The sequence below is a fragment of the Nocardia acidivorans NBRC 108247 genome (genome assembly GCF_001625085.1).
Taxonomy (GTDB): Bacteria; Actinomycetota; Actinomycetes; order Mycobacteriales; family Mycobacteriaceae; genus Nocardia; species Nocardia acidivorans.
The window spans coordinates 117,095-130,474 of the sequence record NZ_BDAW01000011.1 but is presented as its reverse complement, the minus strand read 5'-3'; the positions used below and the strand labels follow the sequence as shown (position 1 = coordinate 130,474).

The following is a 13,380-nucleotide window of genomic DNA, read 5'->3' as shown; positions in this document are numbered from 1 at the left end:
GACGAGGTAACCAGCATTGCCAGTTCTGCTTCGCAGCCCGGTTGAGCAAACGCAAAACCGCCCGCAACCAAACCGACATGGGTCGGCCACAGAACTCCCACGCCCCCATCTCTACTCACGAGAGACAGAAAACTCCGCCATATCCACCTGCCGCCGAACATTGGAAACCCCCGTGGCAACACACGTCCCCAACACCCCGCTCCGGTCATACATCACAGCGGTCCCCACCATCACCCCGTCCGAAGCAACCCGATCCACCGCGACCAACCCCACCTCATGCCCCTCCGGAACCCGCGAAAGCGTCACCGTCACATCGCTATTGATATACCCCACCCCCTCCGTCCCCCAATTGCACGCCAGATTCGTCGTATCCCCGATGAACGCCGCCCGCTGAAACGCCGAAATCCGCTCCCCCTCCACCAAAGCGGGCAAATTCTGCCAAATAGCCTTCCGCTCCCCGGTCTGCCCCGACGCGAAGTCCGAACTCCACTCGAACTCCCCGCTCTTGAACAACGGCGCATCACCCCCCGGCGTATTCAACTCCCGCTCCGGCATCGGCAACTCCCGCTCCGCCTGCCACACCCGCCCCGAAGGCTCCTGCCCCACAGCCAAATACATCACGCTGCCCCGCGCCCGCACCTCACCCTGCTGCACGATCGAGGCATCGATCACCCGCACCCGCTTCCCATCCCGCACGATCTCACCGCGCACCACGATCGGCTCATTGAGCACCGGCCGGAACAGATCCGCCGTGAACCGAGCGGGCACGAACCCCACCCCCGGCGACAGCGTCTCCATCTCCCGCGCGAGCAACCCGCACACCCCCGTCCCCGCCACCTGCTTCGAACTCCAGGCGCTCACCGCCATCGGCGTAGCCGTGAACCGGCCGTCTTCCATCGTGAAGAACGCGACCATATTCCCCTCCTGATTTCAAGATCTCTCAGCATTAGAGCATGTCCTGATCTGCCGTATTCACGGCCCGTAGCGAGGGGCGCGAACCGGGACCGCCGATCGAGACTGGATGGCGTACAGCGCAATCGACCTCCATCGCAGCGAGGGAAAAGGAATCTCATGTCCTCGCCGACAACCGTCGTTCTCGTGCACGGAGCCTTCGCCGACGCCGCCAGCTGGGCCCGGTCACCGAGCGCCTGCTCGCCCAGGGGAATCGTGTGCTGGCTCCACCGGTGTTCAACCGCAGCCTCTCCGAGGACGCGGCCTACATCAAATCGTTCGCGGAGCAGATCGACGGGCCGGTGCTGCTGGCCGGATGTTCCTTCGGTGGCGCGGTCATCGCCGTCGCGGGTGTCACCGACAATGTGACCGGGCTCGTCTACGTGTCCGGATATGCCCTCGACGAGGGTGAATTCTGGGTGAACCGCAAGGCGGTTTCCCCGATTCCGAACTGGCCACCTCGTCTAGGCCAAGTATCCGGCGGCGGATGGTGAGCCCGGCACCGATGTCTCGGTCGACATCCTGCGCGCCCGCGAAAAAGATCTCAGCTCTCGATCACCGCGGCCAACTTCGGCATGAGATTGCGCCACCCGCGTTCCATCGCATTGCGCGCCATCTTGCCGCGCTTGTCCTCGATATCGAACCCGGTCTGCGTCAACAGCAGTCGGGTGCCGCGTCCCTGCGGCTGCACGGTCCAATCCACCACCCACCGCACCTTGCTCTCGGGGCGCATATAGATCCAGCTGTATGTCAACTGCTCCCCGGGCCGCGCCACCAGCACCTCGGCCGCGACCTCGGACGGTGGCTCGGTGGGGAAGACCAGAATGAATCGCGTCCCCACCTCGGCCTCGAATCCCACCGTCCGGGCGAACCACCGCTCCATCACCTCGGGGCGAGTCAGCGCCTCCCACACCACCTCCGGCGGCCGTGCGAAGAACCGCCCGATCTCCACCGCCGCCGGATTCAACGCCGCATCGTCCATGCCCGCTACCCCTTGCCGTCTTCACCACCATGCCATGCCTGACGATCCGGTCCAACGTACCAATCGGGCATCGAAACGTTATGCAAGGCAGCGACATTCTGGGCCGCGGCGATGGCCTATTTCGGCCACGTGAAAAAGCCATCTGAATCAGGAATGTTTCATATGCTCTGACGCGGCAGCGCGGGACTGCACCGTTTCTGCCTGGGCAACCTGACAAGGGGACAATTTCATGAAGCGAACCATTCTCGTCGGCGTAGCCGCCTGCGCCCTCCTCGGTGGCGTGGCCGGAACCGCTGCGGCAGAGGGTCTTCCGCTCACCGCCTCGGAGGTCGACATCACCCCCGGCTCGGCGGCGGATCTGGGCAATGTCATCGGCGCGGGTTCGGTGAACGCGGGCAGTTCGGCGGCCACGCTCGGCAGCGCGTTCGGCGGCGGCTACTGGGACGGGGTGCTCAGCAGCCTCTCCGCCCACTGAGCGCTCAATCCCGAGGCAGGCCATGGTCATATTTCATGGCCTGCCCGGTCAGCGGTCGAACTCGACGTCGTCGGTAGGGCGACTCGGTCGCGACCACCCGCGAAAGGTGTGAATACCCGCTGACGGGGAACTCCATAGTCAGCCAAGGAAATTCGAGTCACGCTGTTCCGTCGAGCATGGAGGGCAGTGCATTGATATCGGAATTTGCTGGGAGTTCGACCTCGGATCTGTGGTTGTCGCAGTATCGGGACTGCGCGTGTGAACCACTCTGTCTCACCGTGGAAAAGGCGCGATTCGTCATAGCCGTGCACGCGGGGCATGGACCCGCGTGCCGGGAGTATCTGGGTGCGTCCGCCTTCATGGCGGAGTTCGAGGCCGCCTATTAATCGATGAGCGTCCAATCCTGAGGCAGGCCATGAACTTTCATGGCCTCGCCTTCGGCTTCGATACTCAGGGTGTGCTGGCCCAGCCGCAGATCGGTGAGCATCAGGCGGCCCCAGCGTTGCGGGAGTTTCGGTGACAGTTCGAGCCGCCCGCGCGGCACGTCGACATCCAGGCCCAGCATCGAGCGCACCAGCAGCAGGGGAGCGGCGCTCGCCCACGCCTGCGGTGAACACGAGGTGGGATACGGTACGGGAGAATGGAACTGGTCGCGGTCGAAGCCGCAGAACAATTCCGGTGGACGGCCGTCGAAGGCCAGGGCCGCATCCATCAGCCCCTCGGAGAGCCGCTCGGCCAACGCGATCGCACCCGGGATACGCCGGTAGCGCATCAAACCCGCCACCGCGATGGCGGTATCGTGCGGCCACACCGAACCATTGTGGTAGCTCATGGGATTGAACGCGCCCATGCTCGCGGACAGCGTGCGCAGACCGAATCCGCAGTCCATATCGGGGTCGGCCAGTCGCCGGACTATCTCGGCCGCGTGCTCGTCATCCACGATGCCGGTCCACAGCAGATGCGCGATATTGCTGGTGAGCGCATCCATCTGCCGCTTATCGCGGTCCAGGGCGACGGCGAACCAGCCGCGCTCGGGCATCCAGAACGCCTCGGTGAAGAGGCGTTTGCCTTCCGCCGCTTGCTGTCTCAACCGCTCGGCCAGCATCGTCTCGCCGTCCGCCTCGGCGATCTCGGCGCGTGCCATCCGGGCGGCGTACACGTACCCCTGCACCTCGCACAGCGCGATCGGGGCCTGTGCCACCTGCCCTTCGGCGTCGTTGATGCCGTCGAAACTGTCCTTCCAGCCCTGATTCGCCAAGCCGCGGTCGGTCTTTCGGTGGTATTCGACCAGCCCGTCGTGATCAGCGTCGCCGAAGTGATCGATCCACGACAGCGCCGCATCGGCGGCGGGCAGCAGCTCGCGCACCACCTGTTCCTCCGCGCCCCAGCGGCGGCATTCGCCGAGCAGCATGACGAACAGGGGAGTGGCATCGACCGAGCCGTAATACACATTCCCGCCGAGGATTTGATGCCCGGCGGGCCCGCGCCGCATCTCGTGCATGATGCGGCCCGGCTCCTCCTCGGTGAGCGGATCCACCGTCGTACCTTGCAGTTTCGCCAATTGCCGCAGCGTGCCCACGGCGAGATCGCGATCCAGCAGTAGCGACATCCACGAGGTGAGCAGACTGTCGCGGCCGAACAGCGTCATGAACCAGGGCGCACCGGCCGCGACATACGCCGACAGCCCGTCCCCGCCGTCCTCGATTCGCAGTGCGCCCAAATCACTTTCGGTATGGCGCAGGATGTGCGCGAGCCCGGGATCGGTGGAACTCAGATCCGTGGCGGTCTCGCGCCAGGCCCGCATCCGGTGACCCGGACTGCCCTCGTCGCAGGCCAGCGGCACCCGCCGGTGCGCGATCACCGGCTCGGCGAGCACCCGCGTCTGCCATTGACCGCGCGCGGGTACCACCGCACGCCAATTCAACGCTCCCGGAGCGACAATCGGCTCCCCGGTACCGCTCACGATCAACCCGCGTCCAGGATCGGTGTGATCGGCGATATGCAGTTCATGCCCGGAAACCGACGTCTCCGCACCGCCGGGATGGCCGCGACCGTCCTTGACCGCGAACAGATCCGCGAAATCGGCATCCACGTGCAGGCTCAACGACACCGCGGTGTCCTCGCGCCCCAGATTGTGAATGCTGATCATCTCCTTCATACCCTCGCCGATCATCCGGCGGCGCACGATCAACAGCGTGCTGTCCGCCAGCCCCGGCCGCGGCGGCATCCGCAGCACGAACCGCGCCGCGAATGCCTCCGGGGTGAGCACGGTCAGCTGCTCCGCCCGCTGACCGTCCACCCGCAACTCCCATCGCGACAACACCCGCGCATCGCGGAAGAAGAGGCCCTGCGCGGTGCCCGGATGAATATCGCCCAGCTGGTCGGAGAGGCAGAAGGTGCTGGCCTCCACCAGTGTCACCGTGGGATGCGACCCGCCGACTCCGATCGGCGGACCCGCATTGAAGACCTGTGGCGTGCTCACACGGGATTCGTTTCATCCGTGCCGAGGAACGCCATGGCCCGCGCCATCGCAGGCACCGCCGGATCACGGCCGGGCACAACGAGTTTCGGCTGTTTCGCGAGCACCGAGCGATAGGCGGCCTCATAGCCCTCACCGAGTCGGCGGATGGAGAAGAACTCCTCCACCCGGCGACGGCAGTCGGCCGGATCGATATCCCTGGCCCGCTCCATGGCCTCGGGCAGCTCATCGGGATGGTCGCAGATGATGCCGGTGACCCCGTCCTGGACCACCTCCGACACCGCGCCGCCGCGCAGGGCGACCACCGGTGTCCCGCAGGCCATCGCCTCGATCATCACCATGCCGAACGGCTCCTCCCACTGAATCGGGAAGAGTAGACACCGTGCGGCGGAGAGCAATTGCCGCTTGGCCGTCGCATCGGCCTCGCCGAACACGTGATCGCGATCGGTGAGCAGCGGCCGCACCTGCTGTTCGAAGAACGCCTTCTCCGGCTCCTCATTGCATTTGGCGGCCAGGACGAGGGGGATACCGGCCCGATGCGCCGCCGTCAGCGCGGTATGCGGGCCCTTGTAGTCGACGTAGCGGCCGAGGAACAGCGCGAAATCCTGCTTCTCCGTTTGAAACGGCCACTCCGAAGGCCGAATCGCGTTGTGCACCCGGCTGATCCAATTGAGGTCGGGTGCCAGTGCCCGCTGCCGATCGCTGATCGCCACCAAATGCGTTGTGTCCCGCATGGTCCGGTAGTATTCGACTTCCTCACCGTCCACCGGCCCGTGCACGGTGACCACGGTGGGAATTCCCAACGCGCGGAACGCCGGAGCGTTCAACGGCCCGGCGAACGTGTGATCGTGCACCACATCGATCCGCTCCACCGCCGCGATCCGCTCCACCGCCCGCCGAACCTTCAACGCGTGCAACACCTCCGGATATGGATTCCCCAGCAACTCGGGAATGATCCGATCCCAGATGGGCACGAAGTCCGCCTTGGTCCCATTGCGTCCCGCCCCCAACAGCGTCACCCGATGCCCCCGTTCCACCAGAGCGTCGGCCAATTGCGCCACCACAGCCTCCACACCCCCGTAGCCCGTGGGCGGCACCTCGAAATAGGGCGGCGCGACCAGCACGATATGCAGTCGCCGGGAAGAAGCCACAGAAACCCGAACGGTTGGTTCGGCAACGAACGCGGTACTGCTCACGGCAATCACTCCTCAGCTGTAGTGGCTAAGAATCACCTGCGAGAGACACACTCGAAGCGGCCACAGGGCCGCCCATCTTACAATTGCCCAGCATCCCACCAGTTAACCCATAATTGGAAATTTGACTTTCCGACCTTGGGATATAGGCGGAGTAAGGGAGGTAGGCGCTCCGACCGAATCTGCGACAACGGCAAACAGCGGGCGTGTGGGCGCGCATTATCGGGGTACGCAGTGGGGGAGAGGCGGCGGGCCTGCCGCGAAAGGGATATGTCGGGGAGGTGCGAGATGAGTTCGACCGATCAGATGGTGCGGAGCCGACCACATCGGCGGGAAATCAGCGTGCCCGGGGAAGCGAGCCAGATCGGCGTCGTCCGCCGGATAGTGCGGAATTGGTTGGAGCGCTGCGAAATTGATCCCACCCAAGCCTACGACGTGGTGCTGGCCGTCAACGAGGCCATGACCAATGCGATCGAACACGGCTATCGGTTCAGGCCCGGCATTGTCAGGGTCGCGGGCGAGCTCACCGAGGAAGACCTGCGGGTGACCGTCACCGACGAGGGCAGCTGGAAACCGATCGATATTCCGGAGAATCCGCATCGGGGACGCGGGTTGGAGCTGATGCGGGTGCTCATGACCGAGGTGACCGTCCGCATCGAGGATGGCGGCACCACGGTCGACATGCGTACCAAGCCGATCTATCGGCGACCGCACTCACCCCGTCCACTCGCTACGGCAAGCCAGCGAGGTCGAGCAATCGCCGGGCGGGCGGGCTCGCGGCCTGAATGATCACCTCGTGTCCGGTGGGCGAGAGTCGTGCGGTGAGCGCCACCAGGAGTCGCAGTGCCACGCATCCCAGCAAGGTGACCTCGGACAGGTCGACCACGACATCGCCCGGTTCGAGCTGTGTGAGTTCGCGGTAGGCCAGGTCGAGCTGCGGCAGCGTGGTCAGGTCGATATCACCGCGCATGACCACCCGCACGGGTCGTTCCGTCGGAAAGCACCGCACCTCACCCGGCTCGAACGTCGGATGCTCGAACGTCCGATACCGCCGGTGTTCAGGGGCGACCGCCTGGATGGTGCTGGATGAACCCATAACCGACCTCACCTTCGCCGGATCAGCTCGGTCCGATCCAGTCTTCAATTGTCGCACGACAACTATTGAACGACCAACCCGGACCAAGGTGATATTTCAGCCGTCCGATCGTGCATCGCTGGATCCGTGCCGCGTCGCAGTGTGCGGTGATCATCGAGATGGCAACCGGGGCAACAAAATTCGATGATCTACCGCGGGGTGTCCGCACGCCGAACCGGTCAGGCGCGATGCTCTTGCTGCGCGATACCGGGGCTCTGCTCGGCACTGGCGGCGAACTCGGTCAACCCCGCCAGCAGCGCCTCGCGGCCCGGGCCGCTCATGCCCTGCAGCACCTGGCTCAGCGCCCGGCGCCGGATACTGCTGACCTCGGTGAGCAGTCGCTGACCGTCCCTGGTCAGCGCGAGCATCACCTCTCGACGGTTGGACAGGCTCGCCGTGCGAGCGAGCAATCCCGCGGCCTGGAGCCGATCGCACAGCCGGCTCGCCGAGGACGGCATCGCGTCCAACTCGGCGGCCAGGCCATTGAGGTTGATCTGCCCGTGCCGGTGCACGATGGCGAGTGCCTGCAATTGTGAGGGCGACACCCGCGTCGCCACCGCCTGCTGGGCCTGCCCCCACAGCGTTACCAGCCGTTCCGCTGCCTCTTCCACGGTCGCGGCGACCTCGGTCCCGGTCTGGTCCCGCAGCGGCGAACTTCTCATGCGACTACTGTGACACGTCGCCCGGGTATCGCGGCACCCGAGCCGCGCGGTAATGTCGTCGGGTCCGTGTCGAGCGACAATTGTTGCGACCGACCGCAACCCCGCAACCCCGCAGCCCCCCGGGCTCGCCGACCCTGGGAGGCCATATGACCGGCGCCGGACACTCGTTCGCATACGCCGAGGCGGCCCTGCGCGCCAGCGCGCCCCACGCACTGCTCGATGTGTTGCGCGCCACGCTGCGGACCGACTTCGCGGCGACCGCGGTGGAGTTGCTGCTGGCCGACTACCGATTGTCGATGTTGCAGCCGGTCACCGAATTGCCTCACACCGCAACGCCGTTGGCGATCAGGACCACGACCGCGGGCAGGGCGTTCACTGCTCAGCGGGCACTCATGGAGCCGGGCCCCGGCGCGGAGGGAGTGGTGATCCATCTGCCGGTAGCCGTGCGCGGTGACCGGCTCGGCATCTTGCGGGCGCAGCTGCCCGCCGCGCCCACCGAGGACGAGCAGGCCGCCCTGGCCAGGTTGGCCACCATGCTCGGCCACGAGCTGATCGTCGCCGAGCGCGACACCGATCTCTACCTGCAGGCCCGCCGTCGTGAGCGGCTCAGCCTCGCCGCGGAGATGCAGTGGCAACTGCTGCCCGGGCGCGGCTGTGCCCGCGCGGAATACTCCCTGGGTGGGCAGCTCGAACCCGCCTACACCATCGGCGGCGACAACTTCGACTGGAGCACCTCGGCGGAATACCTGACCGTCACCGTGTCCAACGGTATGGGCCAGGGCATCGCCGCCGCACTGCTGACCAACCTGGCCATCAGCGCCCTGCGCAACGCCCGCCGGGCCGGCCTGGACATCGCCGACCAGGCAAGTCTGGCCGACCAGGCCGTCTACGCCCAATATGGGGGCGCTCAGCACGTATCGACACTGCTGCTGCGCTTCGAAGTCGCCACCGGTCGCGTCGGGGTGATCGACGCCGGCTCACCGCGGGTCCTGCGCTTGCGCGACGGCATCGTCGAACTGATCGAGTTCGAAGCCCAACTGCCACTGGGCATGTTCGACGGCACCAACTACCGCGAACAAGCCTTCCACGTCGAGCCCGGCGACCGGCTGGTGATCGTCAGCGACGGCGTGCACACCGCCCAGGCCCCCACCGGCGTCGAATACGGCACCACCAACCTCGACCTCGCAATTCAGGCCTCCAGCAACCTGCCCGCCTCCGAAGCCGCCCGAGCCATCATCACCGAATTGCTCGACTACCACGAGGGCACCGACCTCGTAGACGACGCCGTCGTCGTCTGCATCGACTGGAACCACCCAGCCGACGCCTGAACCCTCGAACGGCCCTGCCCCACCGGTCCCCGCACCAACAGTTGCTGTCCGACAATTATTTCCTAACCCATGCCGGCGAAGGGATCGGGATCGAGTCCACCGGCCGATGCCGGGTTATCGGGCTGCTACCGATCAGTGCACGCTTGTAAAAAATCACTCGACGGTGAGTGTGTCCCCGTACAACTTCGCGACCCGGAACCTGATCACCAGCCGCTTGCCCTGGACCATGTGCGCATCGGATGGGAGTGCCGCCCAGGGCGACCCGCAGTCCATCTTCCAACGCCATCAACTTCGACTCGTCCGCGTCGCCCACAAGATCACCATCCGGTGTCTCCGCCTGCCTGACTTGCGATGGGTGGTTTGCAATACCGCGGGCGCGGTATCGAGTCGTCCGTACGATGACGTCGGCCGGGGTTGCCCTCCGCCCGACGGCGTCTGGATGAGCTTCAAGGCGACCGCTCGTACGTCTACGACTTGGTCTACATCGACGCCGTGTTTCCCGACGTAGCTGTCCGGATGCGAGACACTGGAGCATGCGCTACGCAGGCCGGGTTCCCGGCCCACCGCTCGATCGGTTCATCGACGACATCTACTGCCTGTCCGGGGTGCCGCGTCATCGTCGCGTGCTCGTTCCCCCAATGCCTTCGGCGCATTTGTTCATCAATCTCGGTGCCCCGGTTCAGCTGACTGTGCCCGACCCCGCGGTGCCGTCCGCGACCCTGGTCGACGGGTGGTTCATGGGGTTGCGGACCGAGCGTTTTCTCTTGGAGTATCCGGCCCGCGTGCGGTTGGTAGGAGTGCATTTCAAGCCCTGGGGACTCTCGGCGTTCACCGACATTCCGGCGCTCGAACTGCGGGATCGCTATGTGCCCGTGGACGCGGTGTGGCAGCGCGCGCTGGAGCGAATCCGCGGTCGTCTCGGTGAGTTCGGCGCTGCCGCCGACGCACTCGACCTCGTCGAGCAGGAGTTGCGGTCGCGTCTCGTGGATACCCGGTCAGACACCCTCGATCTGGTCGCGCGGGTGGGGACACGGCTGGAGCGGTCCTACGGTTCGGTCTCGGTCGCGGCGCTCGCCGACGCCGCCGGGGTGAGTGGCAATCATCTGACCGCACAATTCAAATCTCACGTCGGCGTCACACCCAAACGCGTGGCCCGCATCTATCGTTTCGCCCGCCTGATTCTGTCCGTCGACGCGCGCGGCCCGGTCGATTGGACCGAATTCGCGCACTCCGCAGGGTATTTCGATCAGGCGCACGCCAGCAAGGAGTTCAAGGACTTCACCGGTCACACCCCCACCGACTACCTCGCGCTGCGGCGCAGATTTCCAGCCCAGGACCGGTTCCCGCCGGATGCCGGGCCGATGCCCGTCGAGTGATTTTTTACAAGCGTGCGTACCCGGCGATGCCACAGAATCGGAATCCACGCCCTATCGATCCGGAGGAGTTCCTGTGAGCACGGTGATTTTGCACAATGTGGTGTCGGTGGACGGCTTCATCGCCGACAAGAACGACGACGTCGGCCCCCTGCACGAGTGGTATTTCAGCGGTGACACCCCGATCACGGAGCCCGCCGGCGAGCAGAGCTTCGATCATTCCGGCACCGGAGCCGGATTCAAGGTCGCCCGTGCCTCGGCGGACTACGTCCGCGCCACGTGGGCGTCGATCGGGTCGATCGTCATGGGCCGCACCCTGTTCGACCTGGTGAACGGTTGGGAGGGGCAGCCACCCGTGGGTGAGCACGTGGTCGTCGTGTCGCATCGCCCCAAGCCGCACGGTTGGCACCCGGAGGCCTCCTACCACTTCGTCGACAACATCCACACCGCTGCCGCCACCGCACGCGAACTCGCCGGCGACCGCACCGTCGCCGTCAACGCCGGACAGGTCGGCGGCCAGTTCTTCGCGGCCGGTTTGATCGACGAGGTCGCGATGGACGTGGTCCCCGTGGTGTTCGGATCCGGAAAACGCTTCTTCGGCGACATCGACGGCCAGCACCTACTGGAGGACCCCCACGTGGTCATCCAAGGCGAGCGAGTACTGCACCTGAGGTTCGAAGTCAGGAAATGACGTTGCGCGACAGCGGGATTGAATAGTGGCCTGCTTGAACTGGCGACTGCACCGCGGAGGCTGCGCGGTCACCGGGCGGGAAGGCGGGTCCAACCGCCATCGGCCGCGGCGGCGGAGAGCGCCCCGAGGCCGAATGCCTCGACCGGACCCAGCGCCCCGGTATCGAGGAGGCCGCGCTCCAGCTCCGTCCGGCGAATCACCCTGTGCGGTCAGTGTTTCGGCGGTGAGTCGACCGGTGTACCCGGTCGCCCCGAACAACACGATCTTCCGCATGTCGGCACAGAGCGATGAGTTTTCGTCGCTGTGGGAGTCTTGGCATCATGGGCAAACTGACCTATGGCATGAATGTCTCGGTGGACGGCTACATCTGCGACGCGAACGGTGACATCGGGTGGAGCAACCCGGACCCGGAACTGCACCAGTATTGGAACGATCAGGTGCGGGGCACGGCGGTGTCACTGTATGGGCGGAAGCTGTACGAGCTGATGGCCTCCCACTGGCCGACCGCCGAGGAGGCCCCCGATATCTCGCCGGTGGAGGCCGAGTACGCGCGGCTGTGGCTGGCGATGCCGAAGATCGTTTTCTCCAAAACCCTCGATTCGGTCGACTGGAATTCGCGGCTGGAGCGCGGTGACGTCGTCGAGGTCGCCGCGAAGCTCAAGGCCGAGACCGATGGACGGATCGACGTCGCGGGCGCCACACTCGCCGCGCCGCTGATCCGGGCCGGTCTCGTGGACGAGTTCCAGGTGGTGGTCACCCCGACAGCTGTCGGAGGCGGCACGCCGTTCTTCCCGACGCTGAGCAAGTGGATCACCCTGGAGTTGGTGGAGAATCGCACATTCCCGACCGGCATCGTCCTGCTCCGCTACGCGGCGGTGTAGAACTGTTTGTGAGTGCGCGATACTGGGATTGAACCAGTGACCTCTTCCGTGTCAGGGAAGCGCTCTCCCGCTGAGCTAATCGCGCGGGAACAATCTTTGAGCGGATGACGAGATTCGAACTCGCGACCCTCACCTTGGCAAGGTGATGCGCTACCAGCTGCGCTACATCCGCTTGCTCGCCGGGGCCTCGGGGGCCGATCGGCTTGCGGGACAGAACTTTAGGGACAAAGCGGGGCCGAAAGCAAATCGGCTGGTGGCGGGGGTCAGCCGGGGGTGACGAAGCCCTGGTCGATGAGCCAGGTGCGGGCGACGGTGGCGGGTTCGCGGCCTTCGATATCGACCTTGCGGTTCAGTTCGGTGATGGATTCGTTGGTCAGCAGGCGGGAGATGGGCTCCATGACGGCGATGACTTGGGGATGGGCGTCGGCAAAGGATTTGCGCATGACAAGGGCGGCATTGTATTTCGGGAAGAAGGCGCGGTCGTCGGTGAGCAGTTTCAGGTTCAACGCGGGGATGCGACCGTCGGTGGCGGCCACCGAACCGAAGCGGCATTGGTTGCCGTCGGCGGTGGCCTGGAAGACCAGGGAATCCTGGACTATCTGTTTGCGCACCTTGCCGGTGTCGATATCGTATTTGCGGGCCATGCCCGGAAACCCGTCCTGGCGCACATTGAATTCGGTCCCCACACAGGTGGCGGCCGCGTCGGGATCGGTGTTGACCAGATTTGCGTAATCCGACAACGACGTGATCGATTTGTCGGCGGCCGTGCCGGGATTGGCCACCATGGCGTAGGTATTGTTCATGGGAGCCATTGCGGCCCAGACCATTCCGTGTGCGGTCAGATCGGCGTCACGGACCGCGGTGAACTGTTCGTCCGAGCCCGGCACCGGGTTCTCCCTACCGAGATAGTTGATCCAGCCGGTGCCGGTGTAGTCGTAGGCGATATCGATCTGCCCGTGCAGCTGGGCATCGCGCAGGCTGTTCGAGCCGACGATATCGGTCAGATCTCGCACCTCGGCCCCGGCCGCGGTCAACGCGAATTCGATGAGATACCCGAGGATGTTCTGTTCGGTGAAGTCCTTGGACCCCACCGTGATTCGCACGCCATCCAACGCCGGTATCGGCCGGATACTGCCCGGCCCCACCCGCAGCGGAACCGCGCTCCCGGACTCCAGTCCGCACGACGCCACCAGCAGCAACGCCAACACAGCCGCGAAAGCACTGCCGCAG

At 65.4% G+C, this 13,380-nt stretch carries 15 protein-coding genes and 2 tRNA genes; 7 read left to right on the top strand and 10 right to left on the bottom strand.

What is annotated here, in order from left to right; translation table 11 throughout:
• Positions 1-111: 111 nt before the first annotated feature.
• Positions 112-915 (bottom strand): acyl-CoA thioesterase domain-containing protein, encoded by an 804-nt coding sequence (locus NA10_RS05775; protein ID WP_067564384.1) that lies wholly within the window; start codon positions 913-915, stop codon positions 112-114.
• A gap of 269 nt (positions 916-1,184) precedes the next feature.
• On the opposite strand from NA10_RS05775, the gene NA10_RS05770 reads away from it, so the two are divergent.
• Positions 1,185-1,445, top strand: coding sequence for a hypothetical protein (locus NA10_RS05770; RefSeq protein WP_218021457.1), 261 nt, complete (start codon positions 1,185-1,187; stop codon positions 1,443-1,445).
• Positions 1,446-1,495: 50 nt separating this feature from the next.
• Here the strand turns inward: NA10_RS05770 and NA10_RS05765 are convergent, their stop codons facing one another.
• On the bottom strand, positions 1,496-1,933 hold the full coding sequence (locus NA10_RS05765; RefSeq protein ID WP_067564380.1) for an SRPBCC family protein: 438 nt from the start codon (positions 1,931-1,933) through the stop codon (positions 1,496-1,498).
• A 229-nt stretch (positions 1,934-2,162) separates the two neighbouring features.
• Here NA10_RS05765 and NA10_RS05760 point away from each other — a divergent pair, with 229 nt between their 5' ends.
• The gene (locus NA10_RS05760; RefSeq protein ID WP_067564378.1) at positions 2,163-2,408 is read left to right on the top strand and encodes a hypothetical protein; all 246 of its coding nucleotides are present in this window, start codon (positions 2,163-2,165) and stop codon (positions 2,406-2,408) included.
• A 382-nt stretch (positions 2,409-2,790) separates the two neighbouring features.
• Here the strand turns inward: NA10_RS05760 and NA10_RS05750 are convergent, their stop codons facing one another.
• Positions 2,791-4,890, bottom strand: a complete 2,100-nt coding sequence (locus NA10_RS05750; RefSeq protein WP_067564374.1) for an amylo-alpha-1,6-glucosidase — start codon at positions 4,888-4,890, stop codon at positions 2,791-2,793.
• Complete coding sequence (locus NA10_RS05745; protein WP_245677055.1) at positions 4,887-6,038, bottom strand: glycosyltransferase family 4 protein; 1,152 nt, start codon at positions 6,036-6,038, stop codon at positions 4,887-4,889. The genes NA10_RS05750 and NA10_RS05745 overlap by 4 nt, the downstream gene beginning before the upstream one ends.
• 330 nt (positions 6,039-6,368) lie before the next feature.
• Between NA10_RS05745 and NA10_RS37480 the strand changes: the two genes are divergently transcribed.
• The gene (locus NA10_RS37480) at positions 6,369-6,869 is read left to right on the top strand and encodes an ATP-binding protein (protein ID WP_067564373.1); all 501 of its coding nucleotides are present in this window, start codon (positions 6,369-6,371) and stop codon (positions 6,867-6,869) included.
• On the opposite strand, the gene NA10_RS05735 is transcribed toward NA10_RS37480, so the two are convergent.
• A complete protein-coding gene (locus NA10_RS05735) occupies positions 6,811-7,176 on the bottom strand; it encodes an STAS domain-containing protein (RefSeq protein WP_067564371.1) in 366 nt (121 codons plus the stop codon). The two genes, NA10_RS37480 and NA10_RS05735, sit on opposite strands and share 59 nt — an antisense overlap.
• Positions 7,177-7,394: 218 nt before the next feature.
• On the bottom strand, positions 7,395-7,877 hold the full coding sequence (locus NA10_RS05730; RefSeq protein WP_067564369.1) for a MarR family winged helix-turn-helix transcriptional regulator: 483 nt from the start codon (positions 7,875-7,877) through the stop codon (positions 7,395-7,397).
• Positions 7,878-8,023: 146 nt separating this feature from the next.
• Between NA10_RS05730 and NA10_RS05725 the strand changes: the two genes are divergently transcribed.
• The 3 genes from NA10_RS05725 to NA10_RS05715 all read left to right on the top strand — a co-directional run bounded on the left by NA10_RS05725 (position 8,024) and on the right by NA10_RS05715 (position 11,269).
• Positions 8,024-9,205 (top strand): PP2C family protein-serine/threonine phosphatase, encoded by a 1,182-nt coding sequence (locus NA10_RS05725; protein ID WP_067564367.1) that lies wholly within the window; start codon positions 8,024-8,026, stop codon positions 9,203-9,205.
• A 533-nt stretch (positions 9,206-9,738) separates the two neighbouring features.
• The gene (locus NA10_RS05720; RefSeq protein ID WP_067564366.1) at positions 9,739-10,581 is read left to right on the top strand and encodes a helix-turn-helix domain-containing protein; all 843 of its coding nucleotides are present in this window, start codon (positions 9,739-9,741) and stop codon (positions 10,579-10,581) included.
• A gap of 73 nt (positions 10,582-10,654) precedes the next feature.
• A complete protein-coding gene (locus NA10_RS05715) occupies positions 10,655-11,269 on the top strand; it encodes a dihydrofolate reductase family protein (protein WP_067564364.1) in 615 nt (204 codons plus the stop codon).
• A gap of 68 nt (positions 11,270-11,337) precedes the next feature.
• Here the strand turns inward: NA10_RS05715 and NA10_RS39085 are convergent, their stop codons facing one another.
• Entirely contained in the window at positions 11,338-11,469 is a 132-nt protein-coding gene (locus NA10_RS39085; RefSeq protein WP_281180151.1) for a hypothetical protein, read from the bottom strand.
• Positions 11,470-11,589: 120 nt separating this feature from the next.
• Between NA10_RS39085 and NA10_RS05710 the strand changes: the two genes are divergently transcribed.
• Positions 11,590-12,150: a dihydrofolate reductase family protein gene (locus tag NA10_RS05710; RefSeq protein ID WP_245677051.1), complete on the top strand. Its 561-nt coding sequence runs from the start codon at positions 11,590-11,592 to the stop codon at positions 12,148-12,150.
• A gap of 13 nt (positions 12,151-12,163) precedes the next feature.
• Here the strand turns inward: NA10_RS05710 and NA10_RS05705 are convergent.
• The 3 genes from NA10_RS05705 to NA10_RS05695 form a co-directional block, all read right to left on the bottom strand.
• Positions 12,164-12,235 (bottom strand) — tRNA-Val (locus NA10_RS05705).
• 14 nt (positions 12,236-12,249) lie between these two features.
• A tRNA-Gly gene (locus tag NA10_RS05700) sits at positions 12,250-12,322 on the bottom strand.
• 91 nt (positions 12,323-12,413) lie between these two features.
• The gene (locus tag NA10_RS05695) at positions 12,414-13,358 is read right to left on the bottom strand and encodes a glycine betaine ABC transporter substrate-binding protein (protein WP_373862338.1); all 945 of its coding nucleotides are present in this window, start codon (positions 13,356-13,358) and stop codon (positions 12,414-12,416) included.
• Positions 13,359-13,380: the final 22 nt, after the last annotated feature.

Bases quoted from the DNA above. Each gene is read 5' to 3' on its own strand.
- NA10_RS05735 (WP_067564371.1), bottom strand. From the start codon at position 7,176: ATGGGTTCATCCAGCACCATCCAGGCGGTCGCCCCTGAACACCGGCGG.
- NA10_RS05710 (WP_245677051.1), top strand. From the start codon at position 11,590: ATGGGCAAACTGACCTATGGCATGAATGTCTCGGTGGACGGCTACATC.
- NA10_RS05760 (WP_067564378.1), top strand. From the start codon at position 2,163: ATGAAGCGAACCATTCTCGTCGGCGTAGCCGCCTGCGCCCTCCTCGGT.
- NA10_RS05720 (WP_067564366.1), top strand. From the start codon at position 9,739: ATGCGCTACGCAGGCCGGGTTCCCGGCCCACCGCTCGATCGGTTCATC.
- NA10_RS05725 (WP_067564367.1), top strand. From the start codon at position 8,024: ATGACCGGCGCCGGACACTCGTTCGCATACGCCGAGGCGGCCCTGCGC.
- NA10_RS05730 (WP_067564369.1), bottom strand. From the start codon at position 7,877: ATGAGAAGTTCGCCGCTGCGGGACCAGACCGGGACCGAGGTCGCCGCG.
- NA10_RS37480 (WP_067564373.1), top strand. From the start codon at position 6,369: ATGAGTTCGACCGATCAGATGGTGCGGAGCCGACCACATCGGCGGGAA.
- NA10_RS05775 (WP_067564384.1), bottom strand. From the start codon at position 915: ATGGTCGCGTTCTTCACGATGGAAGACGGCCGGTTCACGGCTACGCCG.
- NA10_RS05765 (WP_067564380.1), bottom strand. From the start codon at position 1,933: ATGGACGATGCGGCGTTGAATCCGGCGGCGGTGGAGATCGGGCGGTTC.